This window comes from Microvirga massiliensis (assembly GCF_001006805.1).
Lineage (GTDB): Bacteria > Pseudomonadota > Alphaproteobacteria > Rhizobiales > Beijerinckiaceae > Microvirga > Microvirga massiliensis.
The window spans coordinates 22,441-37,263 of the sequence record NZ_LN811364.1 but is presented as its reverse complement, the minus strand read 5'-3'; the positions used below and the strand labels follow the sequence as shown (position 1 = coordinate 37,263).

General features: G+C 67.1%; 13 protein-coding genes. 7 read left to right on the top strand and 6 right to left on the bottom strand.

All coding sequences use genetic code 11. The features are described 5' to 3' along the window. Positions 1 to 331 precede the first annotated feature (331 nt). Positions 332 to 1,498 (bottom strand): 2OG-Fe(II) oxygenase, encoded by a 1,167-nt coding sequence (locus BN1233_RS33850; protein ID WP_046868065.1) that lies wholly within the window; start codon positions 1,496 to 1,498, stop codon positions 332 to 334. A 258-nt stretch (positions 1,499 to 1,756) separates the two neighbouring features. Between BN1233_RS33850 and BN1233_RS33845 the strand changes: the two genes are divergently transcribed. From BN1233_RS33845 to BN1233_RS33815, 7 genes are all read left to right on the top strand, one after another. Then, positions 1,757 to 2,884 carry a sulfite oxidase gene (locus BN1233_RS33845; protein ID WP_046868064.1) on the top strand — a complete coding sequence of 376 codons (1,128 nt, stop codon included), beginning with the start codon at positions 1,757 to 1,759 and terminating at the stop codon, positions 2,882 to 2,884. Positions 2,885 to 2,925: 41 nt separating this feature from the next. Beyond that, positions 2,926 to 3,672: a sulfite exporter TauE/SafE family protein gene (locus tag BN1233_RS33840; protein ID WP_046868063.1), complete on the top strand. Its 747-nt coding sequence runs from the start codon at positions 2,926 to 2,928 to the stop codon at positions 3,670 to 3,672. An 882-nt stretch (positions 3,673 to 4,554) separates the two neighbouring features. Then, complete coding sequence (msuE, locus tag BN1233_RS33835) at positions 4,555 to 5,118, top strand: FMN reductase (RefSeq protein WP_046868062.1); 564 nt, start codon at positions 4,555 to 4,557, stop codon at positions 5,116 to 5,118. Between the two features lie 22 nt (positions 5,119 to 5,140). Further along, positions 5,141 to 6,211, top strand: a complete 1,071-nt coding sequence (locus tag BN1233_RS33830) for an ABC transporter substrate-binding protein (RefSeq protein WP_244471082.1) — start codon at positions 5,141 to 5,143, stop codon at positions 6,209 to 6,211. 24 nt (positions 6,212 to 6,235) lie between these two features. Continuing rightward, entirely contained in the window at positions 6,236 to 7,123 is an 888-nt protein-coding gene (locus tag BN1233_RS33825; protein WP_244471081.1) for an ABC transporter permease, read from the top strand. Further along, positions 7,120 to 7,869, top strand: a complete 750-nt coding sequence (locus BN1233_RS33820; RefSeq protein WP_046868061.1) for an ABC transporter ATP-binding protein — start codon at positions 7,120 to 7,122, stop codon at positions 7,867 to 7,869. Before BN1233_RS33825 ends, BN1233_RS33820 begins: the two co-directional genes overlap by 4 nt. Before the next feature lie 24 nt (positions 7,870 to 7,893). Beyond that, positions 7,894 to 9,315, top strand: a complete 1,422-nt coding sequence (locus BN1233_RS33815) for an LLM class flavin-dependent oxidoreductase (RefSeq protein ID WP_082145814.1) — start codon at positions 7,894 to 7,896, stop codon at positions 9,313 to 9,315. A 575-nt stretch (positions 9,316 to 9,890) separates the two neighbouring features. Here BN1233_RS33815 and BN1233_RS33810 read toward each other — a convergent pair. From BN1233_RS33810 to BN1233_RS33790, 5 genes are all read right to left on the bottom strand, one after another. Beyond that, positions 9,891 to 10,646, bottom strand: a complete 756-nt coding sequence (locus BN1233_RS33810; protein ID WP_046868199.1) for an ABC transporter permease — start codon at positions 10,644 to 10,646, stop codon at positions 9,891 to 9,893. A 113-nt stretch (positions 10,647 to 10,759) separates the two neighbouring features. Then, positions 10,760 to 11,947 carry an ABC transporter substrate-binding protein gene (locus tag BN1233_RS33805; RefSeq protein ID WP_046868060.1) on the bottom strand — a complete coding sequence of 396 codons (1,188 nt, stop codon included), beginning with the start codon at positions 11,945 to 11,947 and terminating at the stop codon, positions 10,760 to 10,762. A 15-nt stretch (positions 11,948 to 11,962) separates the two neighbouring features. Then, the gene (locus tag BN1233_RS33800; RefSeq protein ID WP_046868059.1) at positions 11,963 to 12,736 is read right to left on the bottom strand and encodes an ABC transporter ATP-binding protein; all 774 of its coding nucleotides are present in this window, start codon (positions 12,734 to 12,736) and stop codon (positions 11,963 to 11,965) included. Continuing rightward, positions 12,733 to 13,791 carry an acyl-CoA dehydrogenase family protein gene (locus BN1233_RS33795; protein WP_244471079.1) on the bottom strand — a complete coding sequence of 353 codons (1,059 nt, stop codon included), beginning with the start codon at positions 13,789 to 13,791 and terminating at the stop codon, positions 12,733 to 12,735. Before BN1233_RS33795 ends, BN1233_RS33800 begins: the two co-directional genes overlap by 4 nt. Positions 13,792 to 13,838: 47 nt before the next feature. Continuing rightward, on the bottom strand, positions 13,839 to 14,411 hold the full coding sequence (locus BN1233_RS33790; protein WP_046868057.1) for a carboxymuconolactone decarboxylase family protein: 573 nt from the start codon (positions 14,409 to 14,411) through the stop codon (positions 13,839 to 13,841). Positions 14,412 to 14,823 lie beyond the last annotated feature (412 nt).

Sequence of the window (14,823 nt, the reverse complement as noted above, 5' to 3'; positions counted from 1 at the left end):
CCCCGCTACAGGGTGATCCCGCGAACCTTGCGCGGCTCCTGTAACAGAGCCGCCATCAGGAATCCTGCTCCTGATGCCGACATGTAACCGAATTGAGCAGTTCCAGGGAATGCCCATCATCGGCGATGCCGACTGCGACGCGCAAGCCGTGCGCTCTTGCACGAGCGGATCGAGTGCTCACCTTGGCATCCCTACTCCCCAGGGGTGAGTGGCTTGAGCGGATCGAGGACGACGTGATCGGACGGAGTCGTGATGGTTTGGATGTCGTCCAGAGGCTGCTTGATCGTATGTTGTAAAAGGCGCTTTCACGAAACAGCAATTGGGTCTTGGCTCAATAGCGTCCGGGGTAGCCACATGGCGCAGCATTCGCCCTGTAGGGCGCCGCGCCTTGCAAAAACCCGCTGTTCGCCTCGCGGATCATGGCCGCCGCATCGTCATACAGGAACGGCAGAAAGGCGAAGCGCCGGCCTGCGGTCACCCGCGACACGGCATGGAGCAGCGGACACGAGAAGACAATCGCAGTCCCGGGTGGAGCCTTGTAGCTGCGGGGCCCGTATTCAGGGAAGCTGATCTCGCCGCCTTCGAACTCTGCATTGAGGTTGATCGATACCGCGAATCGGCGATGAGCCGTGCCCTTCGTGGTGTTGTCCCGGTGCGGGCGAAAGTGCCCGCCATCCTCGGCCGCATAGCAAGAGACGATGTAACGCTCCATCCGGGTCGGCTTGAAGAAGTGGACCTTCTCGATCTCCGGATTGACGCGGCGGAGGACGCGCTGCTGGATCTCCCTTTTGAGCGCTTCGTCGTCGATCGTGTAATCCTTGCGCTTCTTGTGTCCTGGGTCATGAACGGCAATGGTCTTGCCGTCGACCTCGCGCATGAAGCCCGACTCCTCCCCGCCATGCTGCTCATAGAGGCTGACCAGGTGTCGGCACAGATCGGGCTCGAAGACGTTCGGGATGACCAGGATCGGAGCCGGAATTTCGATCCCGGCATAGCGTTCGACCGGCGGGAGATCGCGGAGATAGGAGAAGACCTCATCGCGTTCGCCGCCATCCGCCCTGAACGGAAAGACGGCTCTCACGCGCAGACTCGGATCGAGCACCATCCACATCCGGCGCACTGGCATCCGACTACCCTCGAGGGGCGCGTCGGGCGGAAGAGCCCCATAAAGGCGTCCTATCTTGCCATCGAAATCCCAGAACTGACGGATGCCCGGCAGCATCTCGCGGGCCCGGCCCTGCACCTCGTCGGCGGCATCCATGCTGACCCCGAAGCATGAAATCCAGGTATCATCGAACAGGTCGCGATGGGCCCAGATCGCCTTCAAGGCGGCATCACCGACCTCATCCCCTGCCGAGCCGTAGAAGCAGAGCAAGATGTAGCGACCGGCTGCCGTATCGAACGCATAATTCGGATTGCTGGTGCAGCGCTGACGGAACCATGGCGCCGGGTCACCGGGGGCAAGTTTCGGGTAAGGACGGTTTGATGCTTGGCTCATGACACTCCCCAGCGAGACCGGCTGATCTAAGCACAGGGGAGGGCGGTCCGCGACTGCTTGCGAAGGGTGTCCGGTCCTACCGGCCGACCAAGACGATACTTGTCCCGCTCTGAGCATCTCCCCCGAAGCGCATGACAGGAATGCTCCGACCCGAGCTGCCGATGAATGCGGCTGCGACGCAACCTGCGACTGGACACAAACACCCTCACACGTGCATCCCGAAAGCTCGACCATTCGCTTCCATGAGGTGAACCTCCCATGCCGAATGCCGCCGAACGCGACCTGCTCCGGTGCCTCAAGCCGGGCTTGCGCATCCTGGACCACGGGGCCTTGAACGCCGAGGCGACGCCCGATCTGCTGGACAAGCCGCTGACGCCCATCCCGGCTTTCTTCGTCCGCAACAACGGCCTCCTCCCGGAGCTTCCCGTCACCGCCGAGCAGTGGACGCTCACCGTCGACGGCGAAGTGGATGTACCCCACCGCTGGTCGATCGAGGCGCTCCGGAGTGAGTTCGAGACCGTCTCCGTCACCGCCGTGCTCGAGTGCGCGGGCAACGGACGCTCTGGGTTCGTGCCCCCGACCGAGGGATTGCCCTGGACGGTCGGAGCCGTGGGATGCGCCCGCTGGACCGGGGTGCGGCTCCGCGATCTCCTCCGCGCCTGCGGCGTCCGGCAGAGCGCCGTCTACACGGGCCATCACAGCCCGGATGTGCAGGTCGACGGCTCGGGTCGCCCGGCCCTCTCACGCGGGCTGCCGATCGCGAAGGCGCTCGCGCCGGAGACCCTGGTGGCCTTCGCGATGAACGGTGAGCCGCTCCCGCTGCTCCATGGCGGTCCCTTGCGCATCGTGGCTCCGGGCTATCCCGGTTCGGCCTGGCAGAAGTGGCTGTCCGGCCTCACGGTGCGCGAGCGCGAGCACGACGGCACGAAGATGACGGGCACCGACTATCGCCTGCCGGTGCGGCCCCTTGCGCCCGGCGAGCCCGTCGATCCTGCGGACTTCGCCGTCATCACGGACATGCCGGTGAAGTCCTTGATCACCTTTCCGCGCAACGGCTTCACCGTTCCGGTGGGGGCGTCGGTCGCGGTGCGCGGCTTTGCCTGGAGCGGGCAGACGCCGGTGGCGTCACTCGACCTCTCCGCCGACGGGGGCTCGACGTGGTGCCGGGCCGAACTCGAGCCGGAGCGGGAGCCGTTCGCGTGGCGGCGTTTCCAAGGCATTCTGGTGTTCGAGCGGGAGGGACCCGCGGTCGTGATCGCGCGGGCGCGGGACGCGGCGGGTCGCACTCAGCCTCTCGACAGCGCCGCGTGGAACCCCGGCGGCTATTGCAACAACGGGGTCCACCGCGTGACCGGGACCGTGCAGGGGCTGCGGGAACAGGCTTGAGCGCGATCCGTTGAAGGCCCGTGGCTGCATGGAGGATGCGGATGCTCGGGGGCGACCTCGCCTTCTTTGTTACGCTCGGCTTTGTCGCCCAACTTGTCGATGGCGCACTCGGCATGGCCTATGGCCTGATCGCGACCTCGGTGCTCCTGGCCTCGGGCGCCCCGCCGGCGGCCGCCAGCGCCAGCGTCCATGCCGCCGAGATGGTGACGACCGGGCTCGCCGGAACCTCACACATCTGGCACCGGAACGTGGACTGGCGCATGGTCCGCCGCCTGGCCCCCGCCGGGGTGATCGGCGGCATCATCGGGGCCTACGTCCTCACCGAGTTGCCCGAGGAGCCCGTGAGAGTGTTCGTCACGGTCTACCTGCTCGGCATGGCCTTCCTGCTCGTCCGTCGCCTCGTGAACGGGCAGGTCGAGCGCAAGCGCGCCGTCCGCGTCGTCCCGGTGGGGCTCGGCGGCGGCTTTCTCGATGCGATCGGCGGCGGCGGATGGGGACCCATCGTCAATTCGACCCTGATCGCGCAGGGTGAATCGCCGCGCCACAGCATCGGCTCGGCGAGCGTGTGCGAGTTCTTCGTCACCACCGCGATCTCGGCCACGTTCATCATGACGCTCGATCTCGCGACCTATGGCCGGATCGTGCTCGGGCTGATCCTCGGCGGGGCCTTGGCGGCCCCCTTCGCGGGATGGTTCAGCCGCGTGCTGCCGCAGCGGGTCCTGGTGAGCCTCGTGGCCCTGGTGGTGACCGGCCTCGGGGTCTACAACTTCACCCGGCTCGGCGGCTGACCCGCTCCCGCAGGGAGGAGCGCGCGGAACGATCTCGCGCACCCACCCATCCCGATCGGGAACGGATTACACGACTTTCCCTTTCGTCCTGGTGGTATGTCCGCTCCCGGATGTCGCGAGCCGCATATGATCCGGAGCGGACCTGAGGTCACCGACAAGCTCGGCGGCGGGCCACCGATGCCGCGAAAAAGCCGGGCATGTTCTTTTCGAAGAACGGCCGCCGGAGCGAGAAAAACCATCCTTCCCCATGTGGGCCGTGGAAAAGATCCTGTTTAGGAAAGCCGTGCCTCATAGGGGCCGCTCCTGCACGAGGTGGTGCGATCGCATCATTCTGTTGTCGTGCTAGCAACGGGAAGAAACGCCGAAAGACGAGAGCGATCAATTCCGAATCGATTCGTCGTCCGGCGCGCAGGATGGATCACCAATTCCTTCCCGGAGATCGATTTACCGTTTTGGAGCCGCGGCGGAATACCTTTCTGCTCGATCCCATCCGTTCTATAAAAAGAACATTCTCGTTGACATCGCAGCCCCGGGCGGGGCACGTTGATCGGGCTTACGGAGGCACGGCCCTCCGCGGTCGCGGTGATTTGAACGAAGCAGCTTGCGCCGCGTCACCAAACGCTAAAGCGCCACGGAGCGTCCTCGAGCGCCTCGTGGTTCAGACCAGGAGCTTTCGATGACGCTTTCCGTAATGCGGCAATTCCCTTCGAGCGGCTTCGGCCCCCGTAGCAACGTTCGCATCGCACGCGGCTCCTGCCGCGCCTGATCCCGTCTTCCCCGTTCGATTCCCCTGAACACCGCCGGTCGCGAGACCGGCGACGGAAACCTCGTGTCCGATCCGCCCCGGTCGGCCGATGGCCCTTCGTCACCCCGGAGTAACTCATGACCAGTCTTCGAGTCGTCGGCTTCAGCGGCAGCACGCGGCGACCTTCACGCACCCGCACGCTCGTCGAGGCGATCGCGAAGCAGGTCGCGCGACGTCGCGCGATCCGGCTGGAACTCTACGATCTCACCGATGCCGGGCCCGACCTGGGGGCCTTCACGCGTGATGCGCTGCGTCCCGGCGCCGCCTCCATCGTGCGTGCGCTCGAGACGGCAGACGCGCTCATCGTCGGCACGCCCGTCTACAAGGGCTCGTACACGGGCCTCTTCAAGCACCTGTTCGACTTCGTGGACCCGGCCGCGCTCGCGGGAACTCCCGTCATCCTGTCGGCGACGGGCGGCGGCACGCGCCACTCGCTGATCACCGAGCATCAGTTGCGTCCGCTGTTCGGCTTCTTCGAGGCCCTGTCGATGCCGACCTCCGTCTACGCATCCGACGGGGACTTCAGGGACGGCGCGATCACCGCGCCGGCCCTCCTGAAACGGATCGACCAGGCCGCGGCGGAACTGGCCGCGTTTGCCGAGCCATCCCGGTCCGCCCACCCGGTCGGGCGGGTTGCCTGATCCCTTCTGCATGGAGACCGTGATGACAACGACCCGCAATCCGCTCACTGCCGGACCCAATCCCCCGGCAACCCGCAGCTTGGTGGCCGGTGGCCTGCGTGCCGCTCGTCGCGCCGCGATGGCAATCGCATTGCTCGCCCTGGGCCTCGGCCAAGCATTTGCGCAGAACGGCACGCTGCCAACCGAGATCCCGAAGGACACGAGGCTCGTCGTGGCGGATCAGAACGAGGCGTTGCAGACGCTGATGACCGCGTCCGGCGAACACGCGAAGCTGACCGCGACCGTCACCTACGCCAATTTCCTCGGCGGCCCGGCCATCCTCGAGGCGTTCCGGGCCGGCGCGCTGGATCTCGCGACGGTCGGCAACACGCCGCCCATCCAGGCGCATGCGGCCGGGGAGAGGATCCCGATCGTCGCCGCGCGGACATCGTCCGAGCCCGACTACAGCCTTGCGGTCCGGCCCGGGCTGACGGTGACGAGACTGGAGGATCTTCGCGGAAAGCGCATCGCCTATGCGGAGGGCACCGGACGCCAGCCCTTCGTGCTCAACGCCTTGAAGCTGGCCGGCCTGACCAGGAGGGACGTGAAACTCGTTCCGCTGCGGGCTGCGGACTTCCCGGACGCGATCCGGAGCGGGCAGGTCGATGTCGCGGCCCTCAACGAGCCGCACTTCTCGCGCTATCTCGCGGACTTTGCCGGTGCCGGTGCCCTGCCGCAGTCCGAGAACCGGCGCCTGCCGCGGAGCCTGACCTATCTCTACGCGAGCGGGCAGGCCCTTGCGGATCCCGCGAAGGCCGCCGCCATCCGCGAATTCGTCGGGCGCTGGATCGCCGCCAACAAGTGGGCCAAGGCGAATCCGGACGAGTGGGTGAGGGCGTACTACGTGGAGCGCCAGAACCTCAAGGAGGCCGACGGCCGCGCGATCGTCGACGCCGAGGGAGCGATCGCCTTCCCGACGCTCGAGAGCCTCGTTCCGCAGCAGCAGGTGCTCATCGACCTCATTCACGGGGCCGGCGATCTCCCGAAGCGGCTGGATGCCCGCGAGGAGTTCGACCTGCGCTTCGATGACGTCATCGCGGCAAACGCCGACTGATTTTCAGCCATCCCGAGTGCTTCCGTGACCTACGACATCAAGACACGCGCCATTGCGCTTGCCGCGCCCGTCGCGGCTTCCCTCCCGGAGCGGGCCGGACCGCCTGCACGCGCCGGTTCGGCCCCGCGCCGGCAAAGCCGGTCCCTGGCGCCGAAGCGGCTCCCGCGGGGCGGTATCCTGGTGGGTCCCCTCGTCCTGGTCCTGGTCTGGGAACTCGCCTCGGCGGCAGGCGGGCTCTCCCCGAAGCTGCTGGCCGCACCCTCGACGGCCGTCCTGACCGGACTCGACCTGCTGGCGAACGGCACCCTGGCCGACCACTTCCTGGCCTCCGCCCAGCGGGCCTATCTCGGTCTCGCGATCGGGGTCGTGACCGGCCTCGTGCTGGCCCTGGTGTCCGGCCTCAGCCGCGCGGGCGAGGCCTCGATCGACGGCATCGTGCAGATCAAGCGCGCGATCCCCACGCTGGCCCTGATCCCGCTCGCAATCCTGTGGCTCGGGATCGGAGAGGCCATGAAGGTGGCCCTCATCGCGACGAGCGTCCTGGTGCCCGTCTACATCAACACCCACGCCGCCTTGCGGAGCATCGACATCCGCTTCGTCGAGCTCGCCCGGACGGTCGGGCTGACATGGGCGGAGTTTCTCCGCCGCGTCGCCCTTCCGGGAGCCCTGCCGGGATTCTTCACCGGCCTGCGGCTCGCCGTGACGACCTGCTGGACGGCCCTGGTGGTGCTCGAGCAGATCAACACGACGGAGGGCATCGGCTACCTCATGAACCGGGCCCGCGACTACGGCCAGACGGACGTGATCGTGGTGGGGCTTGCGATCTACGCCGTGCTCGGCCTGGCGTCGGACCTGGCGGTCCGGCTCGGCGAGCGGAGGGCGCTCGCCTACCGGAAGGTGCTCGGGTCATGACGGTGCGTGCCCTCGAGCCATCCTTCGCGCCCGTCCGCCGCGGTTCGATGGTCCGCGTCACCAACCTGACCCGCCTCTTCTCGGGACGACCGGTCCTGAACGACATTTCGCTGACCATCGCGCCGGGAGAGTTCGTGGCGCTCATCGGCAGGAGCGGATCCGGCAAGAGCACGCTTCTCCGGGCGCTCGCGCATCTCGACGATGGTGTCGAGGGCGCGGGCCGGATCGAGGTCCCGGACAACCGGTCGGTGCTGTTCCAGGACTCGCGGCTGCTGCCCTGGGAAACGGTCGTCCGGAACGTCACGCTCGGATTGCGCGCGGAAGACGCCGAGTCGCGCGCTGCCCGGACCCTCGCGGATGTCGGGCTCTCGGGCCGCGAGGATGCCTGGCCCAACGTCCTGTCCGGCGGGGAGCAGCAGCGAGTGGCGCTCGCGCGCTCCCTCGTCCGGGAGCCGGAACTCCTTCTGGCGGACGAGCCTTTCGGCGCCCTCGACGCCCTGACCCGCATCAGGATGCACCGCCTTCTGCTCGAGCTGGTCGAGGTCCACCGCCCCACCGTGCTGCTGGTCACCCACGACGTCGACGAGGCCCTCAAGCTCGCCGACCGCGTCCTGGTCATGGACGAGGGCCGGATCGTTCTCGACCGCGTCGCCGGCTTGCCGCGCCCCCGGTCGAAGTCCGACGCCCGCTACGGGGCCCTGCGGGATCTCCTGCTCGGCGCATTGGGCGTCGTCGACCGGGTCTAGTCACACTTCACGGAGGAAGAATCCATGACGCGCAAGCTCCACCTGAACCTGTTCGTGCACGGGCGGGGACACCACGAGACGGCCTGGCGCCACGACGGCGCGACGCCGTTGGCCCTGACGGACATCTCCTACTACCAGCAATTGGCGAAGATGGCGGAAGCTGCCTTGCTCGACTCCGTCTTCTTCGCCGACGCGCTCGCGCTCGGCGAGGAGATCGGGCATGTCGCGAAGGGCGGGCTCGAGCCGGTCACGACGCTGGCGGCCCTGGCGACCGTCACCGAGCGGATCGGCCTGATCGCCACCGCCTCCACGACCTACACGGAACCCTACAATCTCGCCCGCCAGTTCGCGTCGCTGGATCACATCAGCGGTGGGCGGATCGGCTGGAACATCGTGACGTCCTGGGTGCAGGGCGCGGGCCCGAATTTCGGCTACGACCAGCAGATCGAGCACGCGGAGCGTTACGCGCGCGCCTTCGAGTTCCTCGAGGTGGTGACGAAGCTTTGGGACAGTTGGGCCGACGATGCCGTCCTGGACGATCGCGTGTCGGGCCGCTACGCCGACCCCGAGCGCATCCGCCGGATCGATCACGCCGGTCGCCACTACAAGGTGGCCGGGCCCCTGAACCTGCCGCGCTCGCCGCAGGGACGGCCCGTCTTCGTCCAGGCGGGTTCATCGACCACGGGCAGGCGGTTCGCGGCCCAGTATGCCGAGGCGATCTTCACGGCCCATCTCGAGAAGGAGACCGCGATCGCTTTCTACGAGGACATCAAGACCCATGCCGCGGCCCTTGGGAGGCGTCCCGGGCAGATCATCATCCTGCCCGGCCTCAGTCCGGTGATCGGCTCGACCGAGGAGGAGGCGCATCGGATCTGGCGGGACCTGAACGAGCTGTCCGATCCGAAGGTCGGGCTCGCGCGCCTGTCGAACCGTTTCGGCGGTCATGACTTCTCCCATCTCGATCTCGACAGGAGGCTGTCGGTCGACGACTTTCCCGATCCGGTCCGCGTCCAGGCGGCCCAGAGCCGGGCCCAGGTGATCACCTCGCTCGTCGCGCGCGAGCGTCCGACGCTGCGCCAGCTCCTGCACAGCCTGGCCGGGGCGCGGGGGCATTTCACGGTGGCCGGCACGCCGGAGCGGATCGCCGACATCGTCGAGGACTGGTTCAGGTCGGGCGCCGCCGACGGCTTCAACATCATGCCGCCGATCCTGCCGTCCCAGTTCACGGTATTCACCGAGCAGGTTGTTCCCGTTCTCCGGAAGCGTGGATTGTTCAGGACGGAGTACGAGGGCAGCACGCTCCGCGAGCGCTATGGGCTGGAGAGGCCGGCGAGCCAGTTCTTCCCCGGGCCTCGGCGGGCCGGCGCACGCGGCTCCGTTTCACCGCGGGGACCCGCGAACGAGGACGCGTCGGCCAGGAAATCGCCGGTCACCGAAGCCGTGTAAGTCCGACCTGCCGGGCAGTCGTGTCGTTCATCCTTGCATGCCAGCGTGACCACCTGATCCGGAGCTGGATCGCCTCCCGTGCCGGAGGCCCGAGCGGGGATTCCTGTGGCCAATCGGGTCCGAGCAGCCCAATGCCGCCACCCGCGAGTCCGCGCCGATCGGCGAGGAGATGGCTCCAAGGACTCGGTCGCGCGACGCGGTCCCCTTGGAACGGGGCCGGAGCCAAGCTGGCGATCGTCGTCAACCCGCACGCCCGTCGGTTCGGCTGACATTCGCGGATGACCCGGCGGCGATCGACCGCCCGCCCTGGCAAGGGTGAAAGCTCGATCGGATCCGCTTCCCCGCATCCGGCAATGTGCCGGCAGGATTGCTGCGTTCACGGCAAACGGTGCGGGGTGTAGCAGCGGTGCTTCCGTGAGGCGCCGTGACGCGAACAGGCTGGCACGTTCACGCGACCGCCCCTTCGAACGCCCGGATCATCACTTCATCTTGGTCGGTGACCTGAACGAACCTGGCACTCCGCCTCGTGGAAGGAGCCGATGCCGGCGTGCCATCCGCGGCGAGCGCAAGCTCTCTCAACGTGCGTGCGGGGCGGCCCCGACGGCCCTGAGCAGGAAGCGTGCGAGCGCATCGAGGAGAAACCCGAGCAGGCCGATCAACAACACCGTCGCCATGAGCTCCGAATAGGCCAGCCGGTCGCGCGTATCGAGGATGAAGTAGCCCAGCCCCGCCGACACGCCCAGCATCTCGCAGGGCACCAGCACGATCCACACGATCCCGATCGCCAGACGAATTCCCGTGAGAACATAGCTCAGCACACCGGGGATCACGACGCGGCACAGGGTTTCCCATCGCGTCGCCGCCAGACTGCGGGCCAACTGAAGCCAACTCGGGTCGAGCTGGCGCACACCGGCCGCCGTATTGAGCAGGATGGGCCAGACCGCCGCGAAGGCCAGCAGGAAGTAGATCGGCTTGTCACCGACGCCGAAAACCATCACCGCGATCGGCATCCACGAGAGCGGCGAAATCATTCGCAGGAACTGGAACGCCGGCGTTGTCGAAGCCTCGAGCAGGCTGAGGCTGCCGACCGCGAGTCCTATGGGGACCCCGATCAGCAAGGCAAACGCCAGGCCGACAAGGATGCGCCTCAGGCTCACGAAGGCATGGGTCGTCAGATCGGAGCCCGTGAGGAGGTCCACAAGGCTCGACATGGCGCTCGCGGGGGAGAAGCGACGGACGAATCCAGTCGGCTCGGCGAGCAGATCGGTACCAACCCACCACAGGAAGAAGACAACGGCCAACCCGCCCACGCCGAGCAGGGCTCGCAACACGGGCGGGTTCCCGCGACGCCGACGGCCAGGATCCCTCGCGGCGGGAGCACCGCCATTCCGACCGAGGTCGGGAGCGGCGCCATCGCGATGACCGTTGATCAGGAACGGCGCGTTCACGCCGAAACGACTTCCGTTCGGGAGAAGCTCTCCGGCAGGCCAAAGGCCGACAGGCCGCCAGCCGCCGCGATCGCCGCCTTCACGAAGCGGTCGTCGACCAGCTCCCGAGCCGCCGCGGCCGGGTCGAGCGAGGCGAGGAAGCTGCGATCCCCTTCGGTCAGCGTGTCCTTGAGGCGGCGGACCAGCTCCTCGGTGTAGCTCGGGTATGGATAGGGATGGAAATCGATCCGGCGCTCCTTCCAGTCGGGATTGCGGATGGCTCCCGAGGAGACGTACCCGGCAATGTCGCTGTCCGGAGGAGCGAGCACCTTCTCGAGCACGGCCGTGCTGTGGGGGGTGTACTTGTTGACACCATCCTTCGAGAGCAGCGCGGCGGTCTCAGCCCTGTTCCCGCGGGTCCAGAGCTGCGCCTTGATCATGGCGTTGACGACCTTCTGCGACCATTCGGGGCGCTGCTGGAGATCCCGCTCATGCATGAAGACGACGCAGCAGGCGTGATCCTTCCAGACGTCGCCGGTGAAGCGCAGGACCTTGCCGATGCCGAGCGTCTCGGCCGCCGCATTGAAGGGCTCGGCGACGATGAAGCCGGAGATCTGCTGCGAGGCCAGCGCCGGCACCATGTCGGCGGGTGCCATGATGACGAGATTGACCTCGCTGGCGGCGGCCGTTCCGGTGCGCTTCGTCACCGGCGACAAGCCGTTCTCGCGCAGCAGCATCTGGAGGACGACATTGTGGATCGAGTGCCAGAACGGAATGGCGACCGTCTTGCCGCCAAGATCCTTCACGTCGTTGATCCCGGGAGCCACGGTGAGGGCCGAACCACCCGTGTGGTTCCAGGCGACAACCTTCGCCGGCGCCTTGCTCCCAAACCGGGCCCAGACCGTCATCGGGGAGAGGAGATGGACGACGTTGACCTGTCCGGAGATGAAAGCCTCCATCACCTGGGCCCAGCTCCGCAGCAGGACCGGCTTCTCGGCCTTGATTCCCTCAGCCTCGAAGAATCCCTTGCCATGGGCGACGAGCAGGGGCGTGGCGTCCGTGATCGGCAGATAGCCAATCCGGACCGGTGCATCCGGCTCCTGGGCCTGAGCCTCGTAGGCCCGGAGCAGCGGCAGCGCGCCGGCGGCCGTGAACAGGGCAGACAACTTGACGATGTCCCGGCGTGAGAAGACGTCGATCGGCATGATGGGTCTCGTGGGTCAGTGTCGGCGAACCGCCTGGCGGAGCGTGGTCAGGATCTCGATCCGCACGGCACCCAGCTCGGCAATGTAGTCCTCCCGCGGCTTGGGGAGATCGATCCGCCACTGGCCGATCTCCCGCGCCGGGGTGCCGCCGAGCAGAATGATGCGGTCGGACAGGAGCAGGGCCTCGTCGATGTCATGCGTGATGATCACCGTTGCGGCTTGGAAGTCGGCCACGACCTTCAGAAGCAGGCCCTGCATCTCGCCGCGCGTGACCTCGTCCAGGGCACCGAACGGCTCGTCGAGCAGCAGCACCCGCGGCTTGCGGGCAAGGCAACGTGCGATGGCCGTTCGCTGCGCCATGCCGCCCGAGAGCGCGGCCGGATGCAGCTTTCGGGCGTGGGACAGGCCGACCTCGGCAATCGCCGCATCGACCCGCGCCTGCCGGTCCTCGCGCGGGAGCGGCGGTTGGCGCTTGAAGTCGAGGCCGAAGGCCACGTTCCTTTCCAGCGTCAGCCAGGGCAGAAGGCTCGGATTCTGGAACGCGATCGCGACGCGGGGGTGGACCTCGCGCAGCGGCATCTGCTCCAGCCGCACGGATCCCCCGCTTGGAGCCTGAAGTCCGGCCAGAACCCGCAGGAGGCTCGTCTTGCCGACCCCGCTTGGTCCGAGCACGGAGACGACCTCGCCGGGTGCCAGGGCGAAGTCGAAGTCCGCCAGGACGGGCGAGTGCGACCCTGGATAGCGGAGTGTCAGACCCTGCGCCTCGAGGACAGGAGCGGGCCGTGTCATGCCGCGTTCCGTTCTTGCGCTGCGAGAGCGGTCTTGAGTTGCACCAGGCTCGGCGTGATGACCGGCAGAAAGGCCGCCTCCCGCCAGCGCCGGGCAAAGGCGCGCCCTGGCACCGCGAGATAGGCGCGCCCGCCCGAGGCCTGAAGTTCGAGCGCCACTGCCTCGGCCGCGATCTCCGCCAGCGCGATGCGGATCTGGAACAGCGGCGCAGCATTGCGCTGGAAGGCCGCCGCCCTGAGGCCTCGGTCGAGTTGCCGTTCCTGCTCCGCGAGCGTCCGGGTCAGGGCCGCGATGGGCTCCTTCAGGACACTGCGTCCTGCACCCACGGATGCCGTTGCCTCGTCGAGCGAGCGGCGCGCCAGGCCGATGGACATGCCGCACTGCAACCCGAGAAAGGCCGGCCGGACCTCCGGCAGCCACTCGTGGGCGTCGGGATGGATCACCCGGTCGGGCCCGATCGGGGCGCCGGAAATGCCAATGGCGGCCGTGCTCGTCGAGCGCATCGCCATCAGGTCGAGATCGGCCGAGCGGGTAACGCCCTCGTCATCATGCGACAGCGACGCGATGAAGGTACTGCCGTCAGCATGGGCGACGGCGGCCGCGACGTGGAAGCCTTCGACGCGCAGGTTGGTCACCCACGGCATCTTGCCGTCAAGGATGAAGCCGCTGCTCTCACCGTGCGCGGGAGGCTTCGCGGTGATCTGGAGTCCCTCGAGGCCTGCCAGGAACTTCATGGCATTCGACAGGCCCGTCGCACCGGCCACACGACCCTCCAGGAGATCCGGCAGGAGGCGGTTGCGCAGCGCGCCATTGGGACTCTGCAACAGGTACTCGATGTAGGTCCTCTGGCTCCAGAGCACGAAGCCGGCGGCGAGGGAATGCGCGGAAACCGCCGCAACGCTCGTAACGGCATCGGCGACGTCACCACCGGAGCCGCCAAGATCCAAAGGCACGCCAACCCGTGGGAGGCCCGCGGCAGCGAGCGCCGGCAGCACCGCCGAGGGATCCTGCGCGCCTGTGTCGAGCCCGTCGGCGGCCTCCTCGAGCCACGTCACCAAACGTGGCTCGAGAGGTTCCAGCCGATCGCTGTCGCCGTGGAGGTTCATTCGGCAGCCACGGCCTGGGGACCGTCCCAGCGGTAGGGCTCCAACTGCGGATTGAGCGGCGGCTTGCCGAGGTTGTTGGCGAAATTGCAGAGTGTCGCAAGGCTGACGCCCAGGACGACTTCGAGAGCGGCCCCGTCATCGAAGCCGGCGCTGCGGAAGCCTTCCAGTTCCTCGTCGGTGACCTGGCCGCGGCCGGCGATCACGGCCTTCGTGAACTGCGCAACCGCATTCAGGCGGGGATCCGCGACGGACGCGAGGGACCGCAGCGCCTCGACCGTGTCCTCCGTCAGGCCCGCCTTCTTGTAGGCGATTGCCGTGTGGCCGGCGACACAGAAACCGCAGCCATGGGTGGCCGCCGCGGTGATCTGCACGGCTTCCCGCTCGGGCAAGGTCAGCGAGCTGCGGGCGTTGATGCCTGAGACCGTCAGGTAGGTTTCCAACGCCACAGGCGCATTAGCCAGCACGCGCAGAAGGTTCGGCAGATAGCCGTTGTTCTTCTCGGCATTGGTCAAGGCCGCCTTGGCGTCGTTCGGCGCATCCTCGATCGTGCGAAGTTGTAAGCGGGACATGCGGGATTCCTATGTTTCTCGCGGTGCGGGCGACCGTGGCGGATCTCGCCGCCTCCCGGGTGCCGCGGTGACAACCGTCGGCTCTCCAGCAAGAGATGTTCGTTATAGCAAACGATGTCAACACACGTTGTTCAGGGTGGCATCAGGAGCTGATACCTTTTCCCGGAAGGGATGGATTATTCTTCAAGGCCTTGGAGATTGTTGTTGCTTAGCGCATGGGACTCAGGAGAGTAAATTTCTCACTGGGGTTGTTCTGAGAAAAGAACATTTCTAATCGGGATCCGGTCGTCTGTGCGGTCGGAGGCTGTTGCTGAGCTACCTGTCTTCTAATAGAGGCGCCTCCGGCCAGCATGTATGTAGATTCTTGAGCGGCCTGTGATGGAGCTGAGTGGCGACCGCGAATGTCGCCTGC

Bases quoted from the DNA above. Each gene is read 5' to 3' on its own strand.
- BN1233_RS33850 (WP_046868065.1), bottom strand. From the start codon at position 1,498: ATGAGCCAAGCATCAAACCGTCCTTACCCGAAACTTGCCCCCGGTGAC.
- BN1233_RS33800 (WP_046868059.1), bottom strand. From the start codon at position 12,736: ATGACACGGCCCGCTCCTGTCCTCGAGGCGCAGGGTCTGACACTCCGC.
- BN1233_RS33790 (WP_046868057.1), bottom strand. From the start codon at position 14,411: ATGTCCCGCTTACAACTTCGCACGATCGAGGATGCGCCGAACGACGCC.
- BN1233_RS33815 (WP_082145814.1), top strand. From the start codon at position 7,894: ATGACGCGCAAGCTCCACCTGAACCTGTTCGTGCACGGGCGGGGACAC.
- BN1233_RS33845 (WP_046868064.1), top strand. From the start codon at position 1,757: ATGCCGAATGCCGCCGAACGCGACCTGCTCCGGTGCCTCAAGCCGGGC.
- msuE (WP_046868062.1), top strand. From the start codon at position 4,555: ATGACCAGTCTTCGAGTCGTCGGCTTCAGCGGCAGCACGCGGCGACCT.
- BN1233_RS33840 (WP_046868063.1), top strand. From the start codon at position 2,926: ATGCTCGGGGGCGACCTCGCCTTCTTTGTTACGCTCGGCTTTGTCGCC.
- BN1233_RS33820 (WP_046868061.1), top strand. From the start codon at position 7,120: ATGACGGTGCGTGCCCTCGAGCCATCCTTCGCGCCCGTCCGCCGCGGT.
- BN1233_RS33830 (WP_244471082.1), top strand. From the start codon at position 5,141: ATGACAACGACCCGCAATCCGCTCACTGCCGGACCCAATCCCCCGGCA.
- BN1233_RS33805 (WP_046868060.1), bottom strand. From the start codon at position 11,947: ATGCCGATCGACGTCTTCTCACGCCGGGACATCGTCAAGTTGTCTGCC.